20 protein-coding genes are annotated in these 22,917 nt (G+C 63.5%); 11 read left to right on the forward strand and 9 right to left on the reverse strand.

From position 1 onward, the window contains the following. Positions 1–219: 219 nt before the first annotated feature. The 5 genes from B0G77_RS05215 to B0G77_RS05235 all read left to right on the forward strand — a co-directional run bounded on the left by B0G77_RS05215 (position 220) and on the right by B0G77_RS05235 (position 5,004). Positions 220–1,959, forward strand: a complete 1,740-nt coding sequence (locus B0G77_RS05215; RefSeq protein ID WP_133661165.1) for an ABC transporter ATP-binding protein/permease — start codon at positions 220–222, stop codon at positions 1,957–1,959. Next, complete coding sequence (locus tag B0G77_RS05220) at positions 1,956–2,729, forward strand: SDR family oxidoreductase (RefSeq protein WP_133661166.1); 774 nt, start codon at positions 1,956–1,958, stop codon at positions 2,727–2,729. Before B0G77_RS05215 ends, B0G77_RS05220 begins: the two co-directional genes overlap by 4 nt. Positions 2,730–2,971: 242 nt before the next feature. Further along, the gene (locus B0G77_RS05225) at positions 2,972–3,457 is read left to right on the forward strand and encodes a hypothetical protein (protein ID WP_208116398.1); all 486 of its coding nucleotides are present in this window, start codon (positions 2,972–2,974) and stop codon (positions 3,455–3,457) included. A 48-nt stretch (positions 3,458–3,505) separates the two neighbouring features. Further along, entirely contained in the window at positions 3,506–4,135 is a 630-nt protein-coding gene (locus tag B0G77_RS05230; RefSeq protein ID WP_133661167.1) for a hypothetical protein, read from the forward strand. Between the two features lie 104 nt (positions 4,136–4,239). After that, on the forward strand, positions 4,240–5,004 hold the full coding sequence (locus tag B0G77_RS05235) for a response regulator (RefSeq protein ID WP_133661168.1): 765 nt from the start codon (positions 4,240–4,242) through the stop codon (positions 5,002–5,004). 47 nt (positions 5,005–5,051) lie between these two features. Here the strand turns inward: B0G77_RS05235 and B0G77_RS05240 are convergent, their stop codons facing one another. The 4 genes from B0G77_RS05240 to B0G77_RS05250 are packed head-to-tail and all read right to left on the reverse strand — an operon-like array spanning position 5,052 to position 6,912. Beyond that, positions 5,052–5,720: a flagellar basal body L-ring protein FlgH gene (locus tag B0G77_RS05240; protein WP_133661169.1), complete on the reverse strand. Its 669-nt coding sequence runs from the start codon at positions 5,718–5,720 to the stop codon at positions 5,052–5,054. A gap of 53 nt (positions 5,721–5,773) precedes the next feature. Next, positions 5,774–6,511, reverse strand: a complete 738-nt coding sequence (locus B0G77_RS05245) for a hypothetical protein (RefSeq protein ID WP_133661170.1) — start codon at positions 6,509–6,511, stop codon at positions 5,774–5,776. Positions 6,512–6,514: 3 nt separating this feature from the next. Next, positions 6,515–6,676 (reverse strand): DUF6726 family protein, encoded by a 162-nt coding sequence (locus B0G77_RS43080; RefSeq protein WP_166656118.1) that lies wholly within the window; start codon positions 6,674–6,676, stop codon positions 6,515–6,517. 53 nt (positions 6,677–6,729) lie between these two features. Continuing rightward, complete coding sequence (locus B0G77_RS05250; RefSeq protein WP_133661171.1) at positions 6,730–6,912, reverse strand: hypothetical protein; 183 nt, start codon at positions 6,910–6,912, stop codon at positions 6,730–6,732. Positions 6,913–7,204: 292 nt separating this feature from the next. Here B0G77_RS05250 and B0G77_RS05255 point away from each other — a divergent pair, with 292 nt between their 5' ends. Both B0G77_RS05255 and B0G77_RS05260 read left to right on the forward strand, forming a co-directional pair. Continuing rightward, positions 7,205–7,942: a response regulator gene (locus B0G77_RS05255; protein WP_133661172.1), complete on the forward strand. Its 738-nt coding sequence runs from the start codon at positions 7,205–7,207 to the stop codon at positions 7,940–7,942. After that, complete coding sequence (locus B0G77_RS05260; RefSeq protein ID WP_133661173.1) at positions 7,939–9,210, forward strand: ATP-binding protein; 1,272 nt, start codon at positions 7,939–7,941, stop codon at positions 9,208–9,210. Before B0G77_RS05255 ends, B0G77_RS05260 begins: the two co-directional genes overlap by 4 nt. A gap of 198 nt (positions 9,211–9,408) precedes the next feature. On the opposite strand, the gene B0G77_RS05265 is transcribed toward B0G77_RS05260, so the two are convergent. Then, positions 9,409–10,269 (reverse strand): tyrosine-protein phosphatase, encoded by an 861-nt coding sequence (locus B0G77_RS05265; protein WP_243750932.1) that lies wholly within the window; start codon positions 10,267–10,269, stop codon positions 9,409–9,411. Between the two features lie 351 nt (positions 10,270–10,620). On the opposite strand from B0G77_RS05265, the gene B0G77_RS05270 reads away from it, so the two are divergent. Both B0G77_RS05270 and B0G77_RS05275 read left to right on the forward strand, forming a co-directional pair. Continuing rightward, a complete protein-coding gene (locus tag B0G77_RS05270) occupies positions 10,621–11,889 on the forward strand; it encodes an MFS transporter (RefSeq protein WP_133661175.1) in 1,269 nt (422 codons plus the stop codon). A 16-nt stretch (positions 11,890–11,905) separates the two neighbouring features. Next, entirely contained in the window at positions 11,906–13,174 is a 1,269-nt protein-coding gene (locus B0G77_RS05275) for a D-amino acid dehydrogenase (RefSeq protein WP_133661176.1), read from the forward strand. A gap of 36 nt (positions 13,175–13,210) precedes the next feature. On the opposite strand, the gene thpR is transcribed toward B0G77_RS05275, so the two are convergent. From thpR to B0G77_RS05295, 4 genes are all read right to left on the reverse strand, one after another. Continuing rightward, positions 13,211–13,744 carry an RNA 2',3'-cyclic phosphodiesterase gene (gene thpR / locus B0G77_RS05280; RefSeq protein ID WP_243750933.1) on the reverse strand — a complete coding sequence of 178 codons (534 nt, stop codon included), beginning with the start codon at positions 13,742–13,744 and terminating at the stop codon, positions 13,211–13,213. Between the two features lie 212 nt (positions 13,745–13,956). Then, on the reverse strand, positions 13,957–15,426 hold the full coding sequence (locus B0G77_RS05285; RefSeq protein ID WP_133661178.1) for a glutamate synthase subunit beta: 1,470 nt from the start codon (positions 15,424–15,426) through the stop codon (positions 13,957–13,959). 108 nt (positions 15,427–15,534) lie between these two features. Continuing rightward, a complete protein-coding gene (locus tag B0G77_RS05290; protein ID WP_133661179.1) occupies positions 15,535–20,238 on the reverse strand; it encodes a glutamate synthase-related protein in 4,704 nt (1,567 codons plus the stop codon). A gap of 294 nt (positions 20,239–20,532) precedes the next feature. Further along, entirely contained in the window at positions 20,533–21,240 is a 708-nt protein-coding gene (locus tag B0G77_RS05295) for a transposase (RefSeq protein ID WP_133661180.1), read from the reverse strand. A 187-nt stretch (positions 21,241–21,427) separates the two neighbouring features. Between B0G77_RS05295 and B0G77_RS05300 the strand changes: the two genes are divergently transcribed. Together B0G77_RS05300 and B0G77_RS05305 are read left to right on the forward strand one after the other, a co-directional pair. Further along, a complete protein-coding gene (locus B0G77_RS05300) occupies positions 21,428–22,117 on the forward strand; it encodes an OmpW family outer membrane protein (RefSeq protein WP_133661181.1) in 690 nt (229 codons plus the stop codon). A 279-nt stretch (positions 22,118–22,396) separates the two neighbouring features. Beyond that, a complete protein-coding gene (locus tag B0G77_RS05305; RefSeq protein ID WP_133661182.1) occupies positions 22,397–22,777 on the forward strand; it encodes a DUF883 family protein in 381 nt (126 codons plus the stop codon). Positions 22,778–22,917 lie beyond the last annotated feature (140 nt).

The following is a 22,917-nucleotide window of genomic DNA, read 5'->3' on the forward strand; positions in this document are numbered from 1 at the left end:
GGCTGGCGACGGCGTCTGGCACAATGGCACGCGTTGACGGGCGCACGCCAGGCATCGCCGCGCCATCCCGGGCGGGGTTGCCGGCGCCCCCATTACACGATTTAAGTTCAGGTTAAGCCAGGGCCACGACAATCCCGGCCCTGAGCGCACCGCGCGCCGCCTCATCCATGCGTTACAGGCCACGGCCGCGCATAGCGCACTCAGCACTAAAGGACGCTTATGACTGAAAAGCCGACGAGTTCCGTGAATACGGATATCACCGCATGGGGCCTCATCAAGCCATACTGGGTGTCTGAAGACCGATGGCGCGCGCGCGGCCTGCTCGCGCTCGTGGTCGCGATGAACATGACGATGGTCGCGGCGAATGTCTGGTTCAACAACTGGCAACGCATCTTCTTCGACGCGATCCAGCAATACAACTTTCCCGTCTTCAAGTATTCGCTGCTGCAGTTCACCGTTATCGCCATGGCGCTGATTCTGCTCGGTTCGTACCGCACGTACTTCCGGCAGATGCTCGAATTCCGCTGGCGGCAGTGGCTGACAAGCCAATACCTGCACGACTGGCTCGGCGACCGCGCGTACTACCGCATCGAGCGCGACAGCCTTGCGGACAACCCCGACCAGCGGGTATCGGTCGATCTGCAGGCGCTTGCGAGTTCGACGCTCAACCTGGCGCTCGGCCTGCTGTCGACCACCGTCACACTGTTCTCGTTCATCGTTATCCTGTGGAATCTGTCCGGCGCATTGGCGTTCCATCTGTTTGGCACGGCGTTCTCGATTCCGGGCTACATGGTGTGGGCCGCGCTGATCTACGCGGCCGCCGGTTCGTATGTGACCCACAAGGTCAACCATCCGCTCGTGTCGATCAACTATCAGCAACAGCGAGTCGAGGCAGACTTCCGTTTTTCGCTGATCCGCATCCGCGAGAACGCCGACCAGATCGCGCTCTATCAGGGCGAGCCGGCAGAAGAGCGGGCGCTCAAAGGCGTGTTCGGACACATCCGCGACAACTGGCGTCTGGTCATGCGCTTTACGCGGCGCTTCAATATCGTCGTGATCAGCTATTCGCAGTTGGCGATCGTGTTTCCGTATATTGCGGCGGCCCCCAAATACTTTTCGAAGAGCATTTCTCTCGGCGTCTATCAGCAGGTGACGGGTGCGTTCGGCACGGTCAGCGATTCGTTTTCCTGGTTCATCAACAATTACGATTCGCTCGCTGAGTGGCGCGCTACGGTCAACCGTCTGCGGGAATTCCACCGCGTGATGGGCGATCAGCATCTGCGCGAGTCGGTCTCGGGCGGCACCTTCCATGGCGGCATCAATATCCGCATGACCGACACGCAATCGCTCGTCGTCGAAGATCTGCGGCTGCAGCATCCCAACGGCACGCCGATGTCGAACGTCGGATCGTTCAGCATTGCGCCGAAATCGCGCTGGCTCGTGCGCGGGCCGTCCGGCGCCGGCAAGAGCACCCTGATGCGTACGCTTGCCGGTCTGTGGCCGTTCGGCGAAGGCTCGATCGATTCGCCCGTCGGCGCGAAGCTGATGTTCGTGCCGCAACGCAGCTATCTGCCGATCGGCACGCTCAAGGCCGCACTGACCTACCCGTCGGACGAAAGCGCGTTCACCGACGAAGCCTGTCGCGAAGTGCTGGTGGTCTGCAATCTGTCAGACTTCGCGGACCGCTTGCGCGAGTCGGCACACTGGGAGCGCATGCTGTCACCGGGCGAACAGCAGCGTCTGGCCGCCGCGCGCGTGCTGCTGCAAAAGCCCGACTTCCTGTTTCTCGACGAAGCAACCAGCGCACTCGATCCCGACAATGAAACGGTTATCTACCGGGTGCTCAACGAACGTCTGCCGAGCGCGGCGATCGTCAGCGTCGCGCACCGGAAGTCGCTCGAAGCGTTCCATGATCAGACGCTCTTCGTCGAACGCGCAATGGAGCGCGCGGCCGCATGAACACGGCGTCGTTCGATCGCGTCGTGCTGATCACCGGTGCGGGCTCCGGCATCGGCGCCGCGCTGGCGCGACGCCTCGCCGCCCCGCGCGTCGCGTTGATGTTGCATGCGCGCGGTGCGGATGCAGCCTCGCGCCAGCGCCTCGACGCGGTGGCGGCCGACTGCGCATTGAATGGCGCGTCCTGCGCCACGGTGTACGGCGATCTTGCTGAACGCGGCGCTTCGGAACATGCGGTTCACCAAACGCTCGCCACATTCGGCGCGCTCGATCAGCTCGTCGCCAACGCGGGGCACGCGCAGCGCCAAACGCTGGGTGCGCTCGACGCCGACGCGCTCGCCGAATCGTTCGCCGCGATGCCCTGCGCGTTTGCAGCGCTCGTGAAACGGGCGACAGCCGCCCTTGAAACGTCGAAGCGAGGACGTGTGGTCGCCGTGAGTTCGTTCGTCGCGCATCGTTACCACGCGGACGCGCCGTTCGCCGCGACGGCGGCAGCCAAGGCCGCGATCGAATCGCTTGCAAAAACAGCCGCCGCCGAACTGGCGCCGCACGGCGTGACGGTGAATTGCGTCGCGCCTGGCTACACACGCAAGGATCGCGGCCCAAGCGCCGACAATGCGCCCGCATGGGCGCGCGCTGCCGAAGCGACTCCGCTCGGCCATGTCGCTGAACCGGACGACATCGCCGCCCTGGTGGCGTTCCTGCTGTCGGACGAAGCGCGGCACATCACCGGCCAGGTGATTCACGTCGATGGCGGCCTCACGCTCAGCTGATACTTCGGCTCGAAGCAACCGCCCCCTCTGCCCCAGCCTGGGCGACATCGAGGCAGCGTTGCACAGCAACGCCTTAGCAACCTCGGGAAACATCCGGAAAGCAACAAGAAGAGTTTGAAAGCACTTACGAAGCGCGCGGGCTGTTCGCCGCTTTGAAAAAGTCGCAGTGGAGCGAGTATTGGCATGCGCGCAGGCCATCGCGCGCCGCACGCTGCCACATCACTCGTTACCGGATTCCGCATATGTCACTCGACCGCCGCTCCAATCTTCTGCCCCACCGTTTCGAACGCGCGAGCCGCTTCACCTTCGCACGTCAAGCCGCTGCGCTGGGTGCGGCAGCGTTGCTGCTGTCGGTGGCGCACGGCGCGCTCGCGACCGAATCGGCCGATGTCTGCCCGGCGCTCAAACAGATCGTCGCCGCCTCCGATTTCAACCACTTGCGCAGCGAGCCTACCGCCCGGTTGCCAGGCGTTGCCGCGGCGGAAGATTGCCGCACGACCACCAACACGTTCGACTGCCACTGGCGCGCGCACTGGCCGGCCGATGGCGTCATCAACGATCCGCTCGAAGAAATGGGCGCGGACATCGCCGCGTGCCTGCCGAACGTGATCCACGACGTCAACACGCCGACGCGCCAGCACTTCGTCGTGACGGGCATGGACCGCCGCGTCTCCGTGACCGCGAGCGTCGTTGCGCCGAACGAACTGCGTCTACACATCACGCGTTAACGCGCGGCCGCACGCGTGCTCCCAGCCGGCTCCGACCCTATTGCATCCATGCCCGCCATCGCCATTCGCGCCCGCCTCGCGACCGCACGTGCCCCGCTTGCACGCGCTGCCCTGCGCCGGCGGGGCGCGAGCTTCGCGCTCGCCGCATCGCTGGCGCTAGGGCTGAACGGCTGCGCGTGGACACTGATCACCGCCGCCGACGCCACCGGCTCGGTGATCCAGGCGGGCTACGCGATCGCGGGAAACTATTCGTCGCCGACCTTCATCAATGGACGCCCTGCTTCGCTGCGCTCGATCTGCATTGAGTTGAATTCGACCGTTTCGGTCAGCGATTTCGTGCCTGCCCTGCAACTGGCACTCCAGCGGCGCGGCGTAGAGTCCAACGTCTATTACCCGGGCACCTCGCCGTCGAGTTGCGAGGCGCAGCTCGTCTACAACGCAGCCATCGATTACGGGCGCCGTTCATTCTCTGACGAACCGAAGGCCTATCTTTCGATGATCGATCTCACGCTGCTGCAGCGTGGCCGCATTCTCGTCACTGCCCGTTACGAAACCGGCGGCCTCGGCCTTGACCGTTTCTCGAACGCAACCACCAAGCTGACCGGATTGATCGACCGGATGGTGGTCGATCAACACGACCTCCCGCCCGAGACGGTCCAGACTTCGCAGGCCAACTGACCCTGGCCCGCCCAGGCTAAAACTTTCCGCGCCGCTCACGCTGGAAAGATTTGGAAAGCACTGCGCGCTTTCCTGCGCTGCGATCAATCCTTAATATCGGCCGCATGAGCAAACATATCCTGATTGTCGACGACGACCCGGTGGTCCGCGACCTCGTGCGTGAGTATCTGCAATCGCGCGGCTATGCGGTGTCGGTGCTGCATCACGGCATGGGTCTGCAACGTCGCCTGCAGGTCGAGCGGCCGGACCTCGTGGTGCTCGACATCATGATGCCGGAGCTGGACGGCATCAGCGCGCTGCGCACACTGCGCATCGCCGGCGACGAGATTCCGGTGATCCTGCTGACTGCGCGCGCCGATGTGATCGATCGCGTCATCGGCCTCGAACTCGGCGCCGACGACTATCTCGGCAAGCCGTTCGATCCGAGCGAGCTGGTCGCGCGCATCCGCACGGTGCTGCGACGTCGCGGCATCGTGCCGCTGTCGGGCGCGGCACCCGAGCAGCGGGCGCCGTATCGCTTCGGACGTTTCGAGATCAACTTCCCGGCGCGCGAGTTGCGTCACGACGGCGAACGCATCCCGCTGCGCTCCAGCGAGTTCGCCATGCTAAAGATATTCGTCACTCACGCGATGACCGTGCTGACCCGCGCGCAATTGCTGGAGAAGCTTCACGGCAGCAGTTCCGAGCACCGGAACCGGAGCCTCGATGTGTCGATCTGGCGTCTGCGGCGGCTGATCGAAATCGACCCGTCGGAGCCGCGCTACGTGCAGACCGTGTGGGGACAGGGCTACGTCTTCGTGCCGGACGGCGAGATCGGCGCGGCCGAGCGCTGCATGCCGGCGTCCCCCAGCATCCAGGCTACCCCCTGAAGCGCGCCCGTGCGTGCGCCTCTCGCGTGCTGCGCACGCGAAATGCATCAGAACGTCAGCACGCTCATGAAGAGTCGCTGCAGCCAGCCCATCGTCGTCGAATCGGCCAGCATGCCCACCCCTGCCTGTTCGATGCGCGCATTGGCAACCTTGCTCGACGCGACATAGTTGCCGGCTTCGATGTCCTTCGGATTGACGATGCCCGACAGCCTCAGGCGATCGTTGTTGCCACCCATCGCGATCAGCTTTTCTCCCGACACGACGAGATTGCCGGTCGGCATCGTGCCTATCACCGTGACGGCCAGCGTGCCGGTCATGCCGTTCGTATCGGAGATCGCGCCTTTCCCGTTGAACGTCGTGGCCGCCGAGCCGATGTTGAAAAGTCTGGCGAGCCGGGCGGCGGTGCCCGTCGATTTGTCGGCCGCCTCGGCCGTGATTTCACTCGCGCGGCTCGCGGATGCGTTCGCGCTGTTGCTTCCGGTGTAAGCCTCCGACAGTCGGATCGTGAGCACGTCGCCGATGCGTTGCGCGCGCGGCGTTTCGTAGAACAGCAGCGAATTGCCCGCCTGATAGATCGCGCCCTGCGAGTTGACGTTAAGCGGCGCGGACGCGAGCGGCGGCGTCATCGGCGTATCGACGATCGATTGGGGCGGACTGACGCACGCGGCGCAGGACGTCGTCGCGAGGATGGCCGCAATGAGACGAAGTGGAATCATGGGTAGTCCCGATCTATGGTGAACATCGGAGCCGGAAGAAAGCAAACCAGGCTTCAACCCGCGTCCGGGCTGCTGGCCTGCCATTGCCGCGCAACCGACTTGACCCACGCGGCCGGGTCTTTCAGCAGGTAAGTGAGCGTGCCGTTGCGCGTTCCTGGCAGAAAACACAGCGTGATCGAACTCACCGCGTTCTCCCACACGTAGACCGGCATCGCTGCGCCCGCCGAAACCGCTTCGGCAGACGACACAGCACGCGCTGGCATCCGCGGCGCGCCGTAGCGGTCTGCGAGCGCCGCGCGCAGGTCGTTCGCCGTGAGCTCGTCGACGACGAACGAGATCTCGTACAGGCGGAACGACGTTTCTCCGGCCGCCCGTGCGAAGCGCAGCACGTGATCCTGCGCCGGCGCGCCATCGACGACCGCGCGCGACAGTTGCCAACTCTCGTCCGACCGGTGCGCCCAACGGCAGGCGACGGTGAGACTGTTGTCCGTCTTCAAGCCCATGCCGAGCGCGCCCGCCATCACGTCAGTCTCGCAGACCGGCACGCTGCCGGGCGGGGTCGCGCGGACCGGCTGGTTGGCGCGAAACGAATCGAGCGTAATGCCAAGCGGAATTCCGCGAAATGCGAAGGGCTCGTCCTTGATGCGCTTGCGCGCATCCAGCATCGCGGACTTCGCCGGGCTTCGATGGGACTTCGCCGGAGGCTCCGGCTCATGAGCGCTCGAGAGGGTCGCGACGCACAAGATCCCCGCGAGCAGCAGAGCGATACGGACGGACAGTCGGGTGTTCATCGTTCAGTCGATGGCTGCTGCGCACGCATCGAACGGCACCGCTGCGGCGTGGCCCACCACGGGCACGATTTTCAGCGTGGCCGCGCTCAGGCGGCACGGCAACGCGGCAACGGCGCAGCCGCCTAGCGGCAGCAGCGTCGCGCCAAGCGCCAGCCATGCGGCCATGCACGCGCATCGGTTGAGGGATTTTGCAAATCGCACGTCGCGCACCGGTAATCTCAGGCCGTCGTATCGACGTGATTGCCGACAAGACCGGTCGGCAAGGTCGGCGCCGGCGTGCTGGATTCGGGGGTAGTGGGTCGGGTAGCGGTCGTGCTTTCGCCCGACGGCTTCCCGGTTGGGCGTGTGGCCGGCTTCAGCGATGGAATGCTGGGCGCCTTGAAATTGCCTTGAATGGTCATGGTAAGCCTCGCGTGTCACGTGTCGTTCAGAGGGAGCGCCGCGTACCGGGCATCCGCAGGTTCGCGGAAACCCATGTGGCAGCAGGAACGTACTGCGTGACGAATCATCCCGCCCCGAGTGCGGGCGCGAAGCAGGAAGGAACGCGTGCTTTTCGCCGGTGCTTACGAGCCGTTTCGGGTAGCTCCCAAATCTTTCCCGGGAAGGATTTCGTACGACGATTGACGGAGCGTCGTAAGTGTTGGTAAGGAAAACTGTTACCTCGAAATTCGCTCGCCGGTCTAGAATTTCGCGATGAATCCACAGGTCCTAATCGTCGACGACGACCCGGTCGTACGCGATCTGCTTTGCCGCTTCCTGCAATCGAACGGGCTTGATGCATCCGTGCTGCATGACGGCACCCATCTGCAGCGGCGGCTCGAACGCGAACGCCCGTCGGTCGTCGTGCTCGACATCATGATGCCGGACACCGACGGCCTGCGCGCGCTCACCGCGCTGCGCGCCGCGGGCGACGACATCCCGGTCATTTTCGTCACCGCGCGCGGCACGGTCGCGGATCGCATCGTCGGTCTGTCGCTCGGCGCCGACGATTATCTGACGAAGCCCTTCGACCCCCGCGAACTTCTGGCGCGCATCCATACCGTGCTGCGCCGGCGCGGGCCGGCCACGACAAGCGCACCGGAGGCCCGCAAGCGTTTCAGCTTCGGTCCGTTCGAACTCGACTTCACGACGCGCACCCTGCTGCGCGACGGCAACCGGCTCGCGTTGCGCGACAGCGAATTCGCGCTCCTGAAGATCTTCGTCAACAATCCGTACAAGGTGCTCTCGCGTGTACTGATCCACGATCTCGTGCACCGCGACGACCTCGCCTTTCGCGATCGCAGTCTCGATGTGCCCATCTGGCGACTGCGCCGCGTGATCGAGGACGACCCGTCGAATCCGTGCTACGTGCAGACCGTGCGCGGCAAGGGCTATGTGTTCGTGCCCGACGCTGAAGGCACCTCGTTCGCCGAGGCCGCAATCGGCACATGAGGAATCCGCTGAACACGCTGTTCGGCAGGATGGCTCTACTGTCGGCAGCGGTGCTGCTCGCCATCCAGGCGGGCTGGTTCGTGCTGATCGTGATGCAGCCGCCGCACCACGAGGTCGACGGTTTCGCGCGCGGCATTCTGCTCGTCCTGCAGGCCGCGAACGGCGAAGCGGTGAGCGGCGCCGATCTCGCGCCCGCAATGCGGGTGCATACGGTGCCGACGTGGAACATGCCTTCGACCGTGCATCTAAGCGAGCCTACCGATCCGCCATTGATCGACCTGAGCCGCCACCTGCGCGCCAAACTGCCGCCCGGTAGCGAAATCGCCGTCGATGACGCCCGGCCGCCGCGTCTGTGGGTGCGCTATCCGGGCAAATCGATGTGGATAGTCGTGCCCGTGGATATTCCGCCCCGGCCGCGCTTTCTGATCGAAACCGTCTCGATGTTGCTGGCGGCGCTGATCCTCTCGCTGCTGGTGGCGTGGCAGATGCAGCGGCCGCTGTCGCGCGTTGCGCGAGCGGCCCGTGCGTTCGGCTCGGGCGGCCGCCCCGTGCCGGTCACCGAACAGGGCCCCCGCGAACTGCGCGACCTGATCGGCGCGTTCAACGACATGATGCGGCGCCTGAACGAAGCCGACGACGACCAGGCCGTGATGCTGGCCGGCGTCGCCCACGACCTGAAAGCGCCGCTGACCCGCCTCAAGCTGCGCGCGAGCGTGTCGATCGCCGAGCGCGAGCGGGCGGGCTTCATTCGCGACGTCGATTCGCTGTCCAACATCGTGCAGCAGTTCCTCGAGTTTGCCGGGCAATCCGTCGACAAGGGACCGCCCGTTGCCGTCGAGGCGTTTCTGCGTGAGCAGTTCCCGGCGACGGACAGCACGGACGCTCCGCTCTTTACGCTGAACCTGCATGCCGGGCCGGAGTTCACCTTGCCGCGCACACTGTTCGACCGGCTCGTCACGAACCTCGTCGACAATGCGCTCGAACACGGCGCACCGCCCGTCGAAATCGAAACGGCGCGCGACGGCAACCACTGGATCGTCGCCGTGCGCGATCACGGCCCCGGGATTCCGGAAGACCGGATCGCCGCGGCGATGAAGCCGTTCGTGCGGCTGGACGCCGCGCGCGGTGGCGAGGGACATTGCGGACTTGGACTCGCGATCGTCTCGCGTCTTGCGCACGACCGCGGCGGCCGCTGCGATGTAAGCAATCATCCGGGAGGTGGGTTGCGCGTGCAGATTGCATTGCCGATCGAGCACGGGCAGCGGTAGGTGCAACGCCCGTGCGGACGGTGCATGCGCACCGCTTACGCCGCCTTACCGGAGGAGCGAGTCAGGCAATCGGACGACTATAGTCGCCCCTGGCTCTCTCGAGGCCACTTCGGCCCGCTCCTGCTTCCATGAGAGCGGGCCACTCTTTTTGAGCGCCGCGCATCCGTCACGCTCCTGCCACGCTCCTGCCCTACGCGCTCAGACAACGAGTTTGTCGCGCAACGCATCGATGGTCTCCTGCGACAGCCCTAGACCTTGTGTCAGATAGTTCGCCATCGTGCCGTAGCTCGCCTGCACCTGATCGAAGCCTGCCTGCAGAAAGCTCGCCTGTACGTTGAAAAGCGGTGCTTCGTTGGCAGCGACGGTATCGCCCTGCTGCGCGCGCACCGTATCGAGATTCGACTGGATCGACGCCGCCGCGACCGTGTTCGTCAAAAGATAGTCTTCCATGATCACGTCGAACGGCACGTTCGCGATGCTGAGCAACATGGCCGCTACCCAGCCGGTGGCGTCGGCGCCCGTCGCGTCGTGAAAAAGCTGCGCGCCCGGCGTGTTCGCAAGATCCGTCAACAACATGCGAAAACCTGCTCGCGGCGCGGCGCCGGTAACGTATGAGCGCTCCGTGCTTTCTTTCAGCGCGACTGCGTCGGCCGGCGTGGCGAACTGCGGGAGTTGCACGCTATCCGTGCCGGCAATATTGATTGTCACGTACGTGGCGCGCAAAGGCAGCACGTCCGGCACGCTCGCAAGCTCTCCTGGCGTGCGCAGGTCGTACACGGCGACGATACCCAGGACGTCCAGCGCGGCCTCGTCGGCGGCGCTCAACGCAAGCACATTCGAGCGGTAGAACATGCCACGCCGCACACGGTGGCCGTCGACGGTCGGATAGCCATCGCCGGTGCCCGCCACGTCGCGGAAATTGTCGACCGAGGCGAGACGCGGCGTCGCCACCATCTCGACCGGTCCGCCGCCACACGCGGTCAGCATCATGCTGCCGAACCCCGACATCAACACGATGCCGGCCGTTCCCCGCAGGAAGCTGCGGCGCATTTCGACCATGGGCTTCGGTCCTGAATCCGGGTAGCGCGATGCCACACGGGGCCTGGAAGGCAGGCGATCTTTCGCGATGAAATCCATTGAACGTTTCGGTAAGGGGCGGGGTAGCCGAAGGGATATCGAAGGGTGCGGATGATCCACGTCGCGCCGGAGTGTAACGGGGGTCATAAACCACAGGGTTACAAGGTAGGGAACGGTAAGGATTGGAAAGTGCGTGCCGCCGCGCCGCCCATTGCAACCGCAACCATCTTTTTATTCCGGCTGGCTCGCTGTATTACCGCGCCGTAAAATACGCACCAGTTTGCGGCGCGCGCCGCCCCCACGAACCACGCCACCGAACAAAAAGGAGACCCGATGCGGTCATTTCAATGGTTCACGGAGCTGACCACGCGCGAGCGCCGCACGCTATACGCCGGCTTCGGTGGCTATGCGGTCGATGCGTTCGACTTCATGATCTACTCGTTCCTGATCCCGACACTGATCGCCACGTGGGGCATGACGAAGAGCCAGGCGGGCATGATCGCGACCAGTTCGCTGATTTCGTCGGCGATAGGCGGCTGGCTGGCCGGGATTCTTGCGGACCGTTACGGCCGTGTGCGCGTGCTGCAGTGGACCATCGCCACCTTTGCCGTGTTTACCTGCCTGTCCGGCTTTACGAACTCTTTCTGGCAATTGCTGACGACGCGGACGCTGCAGGGCATCGGCTTCGGCGGAGAGTGGTCGGTCGTGACGATCATGATGGCGGAGACAATCCGCTCGCCGCAGCATCGTGCGAAAGCGGTCGGCACCGTGCAGAGCAGCTGGTCGTTCGGCTGGGCGGCCGCGGCGATCATCTACTGGGCTTCCTTCGCGTTGCTGCCGGAGCAGTACGCGTGGCGTGCGTGCTTCTGGGTCGGCCTGCTGCCTGCGCTGTGGATCATCTACATTCGCCGCAACGTGAGCGATCCGGAAATCTACGTCGCGACCCGCCGCGCCCGTGAAAGCGGCTTCGACACGTCGCACTTCCTCGAGATCTTCGCTTCCCCGCATCTGAAGACCACGTTGCTCGGCAGCATCCTGTGCACGGGCATGCTCGGCGGCTATTACGCGATCACCACATGGCTGCCGACCTATCTGAAAACGGTGCGCCATCTTTCAGTGTTCAACACGAGCGGCTATCTGATCGTGCTGATCGCCGGCTCGTTCACCGGCTACATCGTCGGTGCGATCCTGTCGGACAGGATCGGGCGGCGCGCGTCGTTCATCCTGTTTGCGGTCGGCTCGTTCGTGCTCGGCATGGTCTACACGATGCTGCCCGTCACCGACGCCATGATGCTTGCGCTCGGTTTTCCGCTCGGCATCGTGGTGCAGGGGATTTTCGCGGGCGTCGGCGCGTATCTGTCGGAGCTGTACCCGAACGCGATTCGCGGCTCCGGCCAGGGCTTCTGCTATAACCTGGGGCGTGGCCTCGGCTCGTTCTTCCCGATTCTGGTCGGCACCCTGTCGCAAACGATGACCCTTGTGAAAGCGATGGGCATCGTCGCCGGCTCGGGCTATCTGCTCGTGATCGTCGCCGCGCTGTGCCTGCCGGAGACGAAGGGCAAATCGCTTGCCGTGGCGTTGCCGACCTCGGCCGCTTCCTGAAACCAGCATCACCGAAATGAATACGATTGTTCTCGGCGCAGGCGTAATCGGCGTCGCTACCGCCTTCTATCTGCGCGAGCAGGGGTGCGACGTCACCGTCGTCGAACGCGAGCCCGATGTTGCCCTGGCAACCAGTTTCGGCAACGCAGGGGTGATCGCGCCTGGGTACGTCACGCCATGGGCCGCGCCGGGCATGCCCACGAAAATCCTGAAGTACCTGTTCAAGCCCGCGTCCCCGTTGATCTTCCGGCCCGCACTCGACCCGGCGCAGTGGCGCTGGATCGCGCGGTGGCTGCGCGAATGTGATCTCGCGCGGTTTCGCGTGAACAAGCAGCGGATGCAACGCATCGCGTACTACAGCCGTGCGTGTCTGCATCAATTCCGCGCCTGTTATCCGTTCGACTACGGGCGCAGCCAGGGTTATCTGCAGCTGTTCCGCAGTGAGTACGACGTCGAACTCGCGCAACCGGCGCTGGCCATCCTGCGTGACGCGGGTATCGCGCATCGCGAAGTCAGCGCACGGGAATGCGAGCAGATCGAGCCGGGGCTACGCTGGGCGCGCAACGCGCCGCTCGCGGGGCTCTATCTGCCCGACGACGAAGCCGGCGACTGCGCGCGCTTCACCCGCGAACTGCGCGCAATCTGCGAACGTAACGGCGTGAAGTTTCGCTTCGACACACGCGTGTCCGGTCTGGATGTGCAGGGTGGATCGGCGCGCGGAGTCCGCATCCACAGCGAGCGTGGCAGCGAGACACTGCCGGCGGGAGCGGTCGTCGTCGCGCTGGGTGTCGACAGTGCGGACCTGCTTGCGCCGCTTGGCGTGCGGGTGCCGCTCTATCCGGTGAAGGGCTATTCGGCCACGCTGCCTGTCACCGACGATCAGAAGGCACCCCACGCCGCACTGATGGACGAATCGCTGAAAACCGCGATCACGCGCTTTGGCCCAAACCTGCGCGTAGCGGGGACGGCGGAACTCGGCAACCGTCAGACGACACTGCGCGAACAGGCGCTGCAGACGCTAATGAAGGTGCTCGACGACTGGTTTCCGCACGCGACGCAACCCTCGTCGGCGCAGTTCTGGGTGGGCCGCCGGCCGATGACACCCGATGGTGCGCCACTGCTCGGTCCGAGCGGGATCGACGGGCTCTGGGTGAATCTTGGGCATGGGTCGACCGGATGGGCGATGTCGATGGGATCGGGGCGCGTAGTCGCCGATCTCGTTACGCAGCGCACGCCGGAGATCGACCTCGACGGCTTGACGCTCGAACGCTATCGCCGCCGGTAGAGTCATCAATCAAGCCGCCAGTGCGTCGCGCGCGCCTCAGACGAGTGGCACGCTTGCCAACGCGCTGTAACGGGCGCCATGCCGGGCAAGTGTGCTCGAGTACAGCACCAGAGATTCGAATCGCGCGGCCAGATCCGCAGACATCGGCGGCGCACCGTCGATTGCACGGGCCTCGCGGCCGAACCGCGCGAGGGTGATATGCGGCCGGAACGCACGGGCATCGACGGGCAGATCGAGATCCAGCATCAGTGACCGGATCCGCCAGTCGAGCGCGACGAATTCATCCGACATCGCGAGCGTTGCCACGGTCAGACGCGGATGCGTCGCGTTCGGCCAGTGCTCGATTCGCGTGATGGCGGTAGCGCTCAGCGAGGTGGCGCTGGCCGCCAGACCTTCCGCGAGCGCTTCGCCCCGTTCCACCGACAGCGCGCCGATAAACGTCACCGTCAGATGCAGTTGCTCGTATGGCACGCGACGCGCCACGGGCGCGAGCGGCACGGTGGCGAGCGCGTCGCGCGTCGTCGCGTCAGGCGCGAGCGCGATGAAGCAGCGTTGCCAGCCTTCGGTCATGGGCATCGTTCCCGTCGATAAAGCGGTGGATGGGCGTGCCTTACTGTAACCCGAACCGCTTCCGCGCGAGCCATGGCGCGACCGACGTAAAAAAGCCGGGTCGTCCTTAAGGACGCCCGGCTTTTGGGTACTGCCTTGTCGTCTCCACCTCTTCCTGCAAACGTTCGCCGGCGCGTTTTATCGCTTACCGCAATCACGCGCCGGCGGGAGACTTAACGCGGCAGTTCCGAATGCCCCATCAGGTACGCATCGACCGAACGCGCACATTGACGGCCCTCCCGAATCGCCCACACGACGAGCGACTGGCCGCGACGCATGTCGCCCGCCGTGAACACCTTGTCCACCGACGTGTAGTACGCCTTGTCGCCTTCCGTCGAGGCACGCACATTGCCGCGCGCATCCTTGTCGACGCCGAACGCTTCAAGCACCGGCGACACCGGCTGCGTGAAGCCCATTGCGAGCAGCACGAGGTCGGCCTTCATCTCGAACTCGGAGCCCGGCACCTCCTGCATCTTGCCGTCCTTCCATTCGACACGCGCTGCGATCAGCTTCTCGACCTTGCCGTTCTTGCCTTCAAGCCGCTTGGTCGCCACCGCCCAATCGCGCTCGCAGCCTTCCTCATGCGACGACGACGTGCGCAGCTTGACCGGCCAGTACGGCCACACGAGTGGCTTGTTCTCTTCTTCCGGCGGCTGCGGCAAAAGTTCGAACTGCGTGACGCTCTTCGCACCATGACGGTTCGACGTGCCGACGCAGTCCGAGCCCGTGTCGCCACCGCCAATCACCACGACGTGCTTGCCCTTCGCGAGCAGCTGGTCCGCCACCTTGTCGCCGGCGTTGACCTTGTTTTGCTGCGGCAGGAATTCCATCGCATAGTGAATGCCCGCGAGTTCGCGGCCCGGCACCGGCAGATCGCGCGGCATTTCCGAACCGCCAGCGATCACGACCGCGTCGAACTGTTCCTTCAGTTCGTCCGGCGTGATGGTTTCCTTTGCCGTGTTGCCGATATGCACGGGCAGCGAATCCTTCTTGCCGACGAACACGTTTGCGCGGAACGTCACGCCTTCGGCTTCCATCTGACGCATACGACGATCGATCAGCCATTTCTCCAGCTTGAAATCGGGGATGCCGTAACGCAGCAGGCCGCCGATACGATCGTTCTTCTCGAACACTGTGACATCGTGCCCCGCGCGCGCGAGTTGCTGCGCGACGGCGAGTCCGGCGGGGCCGGATCCGACGACCGCGACCTTCTTGCCCGTCTTGTGATTCGGCGGCTGCGGTGCGACCCAGCCTTCGGCCCACGCCTTGTCGATGATGGCGTGCTCGATCGACTTGATGCCGACCGGGTCGTCATTGATGCCAAGCGTGCAGGCGGCCTCACACGGCGCCGGACAGATGCGGCCCGTGAACTCCGGGAAATTGTTCGTCGAGTGCAGCACTTCGATCGCGTTCTTCCAGTCCTGATGGAACACCAGGTCGTTAAAGTCCGGGATGATGTTGTTCACCGGGCAGCCGTTATTGCAGAACGGAATGCCGCAGTCCATGCAACGTGCGCCCTGGACCTTCGCTTCATCGTCGGACAGTGCCGCGACGAACTCCTTGTAATGCTTCACACGCGTGAGCGGAGCTTCGTACACCTCGTGGCGGCGTTCGAACTCGAGAAAACCGGTTGCCTTGCCCATATGGTTCTCTTCTCTATCTATATCAGGTGGGGTAGTCAGCGCCCGCCACCGTGAAGCGGCAGGCGCATGTTGTGTCGTCGGTGGCCGTGGGATGGCCGTGGGTCAAGCTCAGGCAGCGAGGCTTTCCTTTGCTGCCTTCTTCGCACCCATTTCGCCCAGCGCGCGCTTGTATTCGGTCGGGAACACCTTCACGAACTGGCGTCGAGACGCATCCCAGTTTTCGAGCAGCGCCTTTGCACGCGGCGAACCCGTGAACTGGAAGTGGCGTTCGATCAGCCCCTTGAGCAACGCTTCGTCGGTCGTGCCGGTGTGCCACAGTGCACGGTCGACCGTGCGTTCCTGCTCGGCCTGCTGCAGCACTGGATCGAGCGCGACCATCGACTTGTTGCACTTGCCGGCGAACGTGTTGTCCGGGTCGAACACGTAAGCGATACCGCCCGACATGCCAGCCGCGAAGTTACGGCCGGTTTCGCCGAGCACGATGACCGTGCCGCCCGTCATGTATTCGCAGCCGTGGTCGCCTGTGCCTTCGACAACCGCCGTCGCGCCGGAGTTACGCACGCAGAAGCGCTCGCCTGCCACGCCACGGAAGAACGATTCGCCTTCGATCGCGCCATACATCACCGTGTTGCCACAGATGATGTTTTCTTCCGACTTGCCGCGGAAATCGTTGGTCGGACGGATGATGATGCGGCCGCCCGACAGACCCTTGCCGACGTAGTCGTTGCCGTCGCCGACGAGATCCAGCGTGACACCCTTCGCGAGGAATGCGCCAAAGCTCTGACCCGCCGTGCCCTTCAACTGGATGTGAATCGTGTCGTCAGGCAGGCCGTCGTGGCCGTACTTCTTCGCGATCGTGCCGGACAGCATCGCGCCCACCGTGCGGTTCACATTGCGTACCGGCTGGATGAACGAGACGTGCTCGCCCTTCTCGATTGAAGCCTTCGCCTTTTCGATCAGCGTGTGATCGAGCGCGCGGTCGAGACCGTGATCCTGCACTTCGACGTGCTTGCGTGCCACTTCCGCGGGGACCTGCGGCTGATAGAACACGCGCGAGAAATCGAGCCCCCTCGCCTTCCAGTGTTCGACACCCTTCTTCATGTCGAGCAGTTCCGAATGGCCGATCAGGTCATCGAACTTGCGGATGCCCAGTTGCGCCATGAGTTCGCGCGCTTCTTCCGCAACGAAGAAGAAGAAGTTGACGACGTGTTCCGGCTGGCCCTGGAACTTCGCACGCAGCACCGGATCCTGCGTCGCCACGCCGACCGGGCAGGTGTTCAGATGGCACTTGCGCATCATGATGCAGCCTTCGACGACGAGCGGCGCCGTCGCAAAACCGAACTCATCCGCGCCGAGCAGCGCGCCGATCACGACGTCGCGCCCGGTCTTCATCTGGCCGTCGGCCTGCACGCGGATGCGGCCGCGCAGCTGGTTCAGCACCAGCGTTTGCTGCGTTTCGGCAATGCCGAGTTCCCACGGCGTGCCGGCGTGCTTGATCGACGACAGCGGCGACGCGCCCGTGCCGCCATCATGGCCGGCGATCACGACGTGATCCGCCTTCGCCTTGGCGACACCGGCTGCGACCGTACCGACGCCCGATTCAGACACCAGCTTCACCGAGATGCTCGCGGCGGAGTTAGCGTTCTTCAGGTCGTGGATCAACTGCGCCAGATCTTCGATCGAATAGATGTCGTGGTGCGGCGGCGGCGAAATCAGGCCGACGCCCGGCACCGAGTAACGCAGCTTGCCGATGTACTCGGACACCTTGTGACCCGGCAGCTGGCCGCCTTCGCCCGGCTTCGCGCCCTGGGCCATCTTGATCTGGATCTGGTCGGCCGACGCGAGGTACTCCGCCGTCACGCCGAAGCGCCCCGACGCCACCTGCTTGATCTTCGAGCGCAGCGAATCGCCGTCCTTCAGCGGGATGTCGACGATCACTTCATCACCGATCACCGACTTCATCGTGTCGCCGTTCTTGATCGGAATGCCGCGCAGCTCGTTGCGATAACGGTTTTCGTCCTCGCCGCCTTCGCCCGTGTTCGACTTGCCGCCAATGCGGTTCATCGCCACCGCCAGCGTGGCGTGCGCTTCCGTGCTGATCGAGCCGAGCGACATGGCGCCCGTCGCAAAGCGCTTGACGATTTCCTTCGCGGGTTCCACTTCGTCGAGCGGGATGGCCTTCGACGGATCGAGCCTGAATTCGAACAGGCCGCGGAACGTCATGTGACGCTTCGTCTGATCGTTGATCAGATGTGCGTATTCCTTATACGTCTGGTACGAGTTGCTGCGCGCCGAGTGTTGCAGCTTGGCGATCGCATCCGGCGTCCACATGTGCTCTTCGCCGCGCACGCGGTACGCGTACTCGCCGCCCGCGTCGAGCATGTTGGCCAGCACCGGGCTGTCGCCGAACGCTTCGCGATGCAGGCGGATCGCCTCTTCAGCCACATCGAAGAGACCAATGCCGCCAACCTTCGACGACGTGCCATGGAAGTACTTCAGCACCAGATCTTCGGCGAGGCCGACGGCCTCGAAAATCTGCGCGCCGGTGTATGACATGTACGTCGAGATACCCATCTTCGACATGACCTTCTGCAGGCCCTTGCCGACTGCCTTCGTAAAGTTGTAGATCGCCTTGTCCGCCGACAGGTCGCCCTTCAAACCCTGTGCGAGTTGCGCCAGTGTTTCCAATGCGAGATACGGATGCACGGCTTCGGCGCCATAGCCGGCGAGCAGCGCGAAGTGGTGCGTTTCACGCGCCGAACCGGTTTCGACGACCAGACCCGTGCTCGTGCGCAGACCATGCTGCACGAGGTGCGTGTGGATCGCCGCCGTAGCCAGCAGCGCCGGAATCGCGACGTTGTCGCGGTCCGTCCTGCGGTCTGACACGATCAGCATGTTGTAGCCGGACTTGACGGCATCGACCGCTTCCGCGCACAGCGACGCGAGGCGCGCCTCGATGCCTTCCTTGCCCCAGGCCACCGGATAGCAGATGTTCAGTTCATAGGAACTGAACTTGCCGCCCGTGTACTGATCGATCGCGCGGATCTTCGCGATGTCGCGGAAATCGAGCACCGGCTGCGACACTTCAAGACGCATCGGCGGGTTGATGTTGTTCGTGTCGAGCAGGTTCGGCTTCGGACCGATGAACGACACCAGCGACATCACCATGTTTTCGCGAATCGGATCGATCGGCGGGTTCGTCACCTGTGCGAATAGTTGCTTGAAGTAGTGATAGAGCGTCTTGTTCTTGCTCGACATCACCGCGAGCGGCGAGTCGTTGCCCATCGAACCGACGGCTTCTTCACCGGCCTGCGCCATCGGCGCCATCAGGAACTTGAGGTCTTCCTGCGTGTAGCCGAACGCCTGCTGGCGATCGAGCAGCGCAGCGGCTTCGCGGCGTTCCGTCACGACGTCCTCGGCCTTCGGCTCGATCTCGTCGAGCTTGATGCGGACCGCGTCGATCCAGCTCTTGTACGGCTTGGCGTTCGCGAGGTTGTCCTTCAGTTCCTTGTCGTCGATGATGCGGCCGTGCTCCATGTCGATCAGGAACATCTTGCCCGGCTGCAGCCGCCATTTCTTGACGATCTTCGACTCAGGAATAGGCAGCACGCCGGCTTCCGACGCCATGATCACGAGGTCGTCGTCGGTGATGAGGTAGCGCGCCGGACGCAGGCCGTTACGGTCGAGCGTCGCGCCGATCTGACGGCCGTCAGTAAAGGCAATCGCGGCGGGGCCGTCCCACGGCTCCATCATCGCGGCGTGGTATTCGTAGAACGCGCGGCGGTTGTCGTCCATCAGCGTGTGCTGTTCCCACGCCTCGGGGATCATCATCATCATCGCGTGGACGAGCGGATAACCGGCCATCACGAGCAGTTCGAGGCAGTTGTCGAACGATGCGGTATCCGACTGGCCCGGATAGATCAGCGGCCAGAGTTTCGGCAGGTCGTCCCCGAGCACGTGGCTCGCGATGGCGCCGGTACGGGCGTTGAGCCAGTTGACGTTGCCCTTCACCGTGTTGATTTCGCCGTTGTGGGCGATCATGCGGTACGGGTGAGCCAGTTCCCACGCCGGGAACGTGTTGGTCGAGAAGCGCTGATGCACGAGCGCGAGCGCCGACACCACCCGTTCGTCCTGCAGGTCGCGGTAGTACACGCCGACCTGGCCCGCCAGCAGCAGCCCCTTGTAGACGACCGTGCGCGCCGACATCGACGGCACGAAGTATTCCTTGCCGTGCTTGAGCTTGAGCGCCTGGATGCGGTGGCTCGCGGTCTTGCGGATCACGTACAGCTTCCGTTCGAGCGCGTCGGTGACCATGATGTCCTTGCCGCGACCGATGAAGATCTGGCGGATCAGCGGCTCGCTGGCCTTCACGGTGGGCGAAATCGGCATTGCGTGGTCGACCGGGACGTCACGCCAGCCGAGGACGACCTGACCTTCCGCCTTCACCGTACGCTCGAGTTCCTGTTCGCACGCGAGGCGCGACGCATGTTCCTTCGGCAGGAAGATCATGCCGACGCCATATTCGCCGGCCGGCGGCAAGGTCACGCCCTGCTTTGCCATTTCCTCACGGTAAAAGCCGTCGGGGATCTGGATCAGGATGCCCGCGCCGTCACCCATGAGCGGATCGGCACCGACTGCGCCGCGGTGATCGAGGTTCTCGAGAATCTTCAGGCCTTGCTGAATGATCTCGTGACTTTTTTTGCCCTTGATGTGGGCAACGAAGCCGACGCCGCAGGCGTCGTGCTCGTTTTGCGGGTCATACAGACCTTGCTCGGCGGGAACCGAAGACGTCGGTTGCAGGTGGTCGTTCATGGGGACACCGTCTGTGAGGGGCCGATCGGCCGTTAAACCATTTTTTGTTGCCCGCAGCTCGAACTTCGACCGCGCGGGCGGTCGAGCTTCCGAAGCGGCGCGCGCCCGGAGACCGCCGGAATTCGGAATATACGCGACGAATCAATGGAATAGCAAATAAATGTCGACGGTACGACCCCTATTATCAGATTGGTGCATTGAAGCAATTTTTAATTGGTTCCACATCAAAAAAGGGGCAAAAGAAAACGGCATGCGAAGATGCCGTTTCCTGGTAGTCCGTTGATCCGGAAGACTTTATTGCGTCTGCGGCGTTTCGCGGACTTTACGGGGCCGGCCGCGCGGCAAAGGCGACACGCGCCGGTTCGCCGCCCGCGCCGCCCACTCGCGATAGGACTCGCTGCCGAGCACCCAGCCCTTTAACGTGGCTTGCTGAAGCTGATTGGTCTCGCGCTCGTCCATCGGCTGCTCGCACAGCTCGCGGTACGCTCGTTGCCGTTCAAACGGCGTGTTGCCGAGCGACCAGTACAACGGGTGATCGGTGATAAGGCTGTCGAGCGTGAGTCCGATGTGATGGCGGTAACTCGACCATCGATAGTCTTCGGGGGCACTTACCAGTTGAGTTCGTACCGGGCACAACTCCACCACGCGACTGGCCAGCAGAAAGTAGCGCTCGCCTTCTATCACGGTCGCCCGGTAGCGACCTTCCCACAACGTGCCGCGGCGAGCATAGCGCCGGTTGAAGTGTGCAACGTAGCGCCTGCCGACCGCCTGCATCGCCTTCGGCAAGCTCGCCTCGTCGGATGGCGTGACGAGCAGTTGTACAGCGCCCGGCATCAGGACATAAGCGTGAATTGCGAGGTGATGATCGCGCGAAGCCGCCTTGAGGCAGTCGACGAAGAGCTCGTAATCCTGGTCGTCAACGAATGCGGGCTGCTGATCGAGTCCGCGCAGGATCACGTGCTGCGGCTGGTCGGGAACATAAAGACGTGCAAGCCGTGCCATGCTGGATTATCCAATAGTCGCGTTAGTGATTACCCGAAGGTCTGAAAAGCCGCACGACCGTGCAGTTCGGCGTGGCGCGGCTCAGCGAGAAGCCATGCCAGCCCTAGGGAGAATGCTCTAACCGACGCGTATGGTTTGTTTCTAACGTTCTGGTCATAATGGGCGGGCCTTTTTTGGAGGAGCACATATGAAATTAAGACAGGCTGTAACGGGGCTCGCGGCTTTCGCGTGCATGACAGCAGCTCACGCGCAATCTGCCGGAAGTATTTTCCTTTCAACAGGTTGGTTCCATTTCGCACCTCAGTCCAGTAGTGACCCGCTCACGCTGACAACTCCACTCGGTAGCGCCACGGTCCCTAACACCGGCGCAAGCATTAGCTCCGCCGATACCATCGGCTTCTCGCTAGGCTACTTCATCACCGACCACATCGCGGCGCAATTCGATATCGGCGTGCCTCCTTCATTCGATATTGAAGGCAGTGGCCAGCTCGGTGCGTTCGGCAAACTCGGTCAGGCGAAACAGTGGAGTCCTGCGCTGCTGTTCAAATACTATTTCAATGCACCGCAATCGAAATTCCGTCCTTATCTTGGTATTGGCGTGAGCCGCGTCTGGTTCACCGACGCAAAGATCACGAACGGCGTGTTCGAGCAGTCAGTGTTTCACGGTCCGACCTCCGTATCTACGGATAGTTCGTGGGCTCCGGTTTTCAATGGTGGTTTCTCTTACGCATTCACCGACCACTGGTTCGCCGGTGTCTCGATCTCGTATCTGCCGATCAGCACCCACGCAACGATAAGCAGCCCACTCGTTCAGGCGCAAACCAAGATCAAGATCAACCCGATCGTCACGTACGTCAATGTTGGCTACAGCTTCTAGGTTAAGCGTAGTCGAGATTTCGGGGCTTGAACAAGAAACGCCGTCACACATGTTGTGACGGCGTTTTGATTTTAGGCCCTGAGCCACTCCAGGACTGACTGCGGCAATGGATTGTAATTTCGACCACGACGCGCCTCCTGCAGTGCAAATTCTCCAGCTACCGGGCGGTTCAATGGTCAGCTGGAAGGCTGCTGGGGGGTGTGGCATCGAAGTTGCGTGAGTTAATGTTTCCCGCGCGAAGAAGCGGGTGCCTTTAAACCCACCATCGACGGAGCCACCATGACTGCACTACCGAATACGCGAGACGCCATTGGAGAATCGTTGAACTCGACCGGCCGCCGTGCGCGCCGCATCGCGCGACACGGTCGACACGCCGCCGAGGACATCGGCTCGGAACTGCGCTCACTGATGTCAGAACTCGAAGAAGCGCTGGCCGACGGTACACAGGCTGATGCCGCGGCCCTTCGCTCGCAATTGCGCAAACGTCTTGATGCCACTCGCGCACGCCTCGGCGACACGCGTGAAGCTGTGCGTGAACGCGCCGAAGTCGCGCTCGCCGACGCCGACGAATACGTGCATGAAAATCCGTGGAAGACGATTGCAATCGTCGGCGGCCTGGCGCTTGCTGCTGGAGCTTTGCTGGCGCGCAGCCCCCGTTGATAGCGGTATTTGCGCGACATCATTAAATCTCGCGCGCCACACGGCTGCCGATTGTCGATCGCCAGGCGGGCGCGTGGCGGCTGGCGAATGCGCTACGCAATTTTCGGTGCGGCACACGCACGCTTATGTGTACTGCCCGC

It is taken from the genome of Paraburkholderia sp. BL10I2N1 (assembly GCF_004361815.1).
GTDB lineage: Bacteria > Pseudomonadota > Gammaproteobacteria > Burkholderiales > Burkholderiaceae > Paraburkholderia.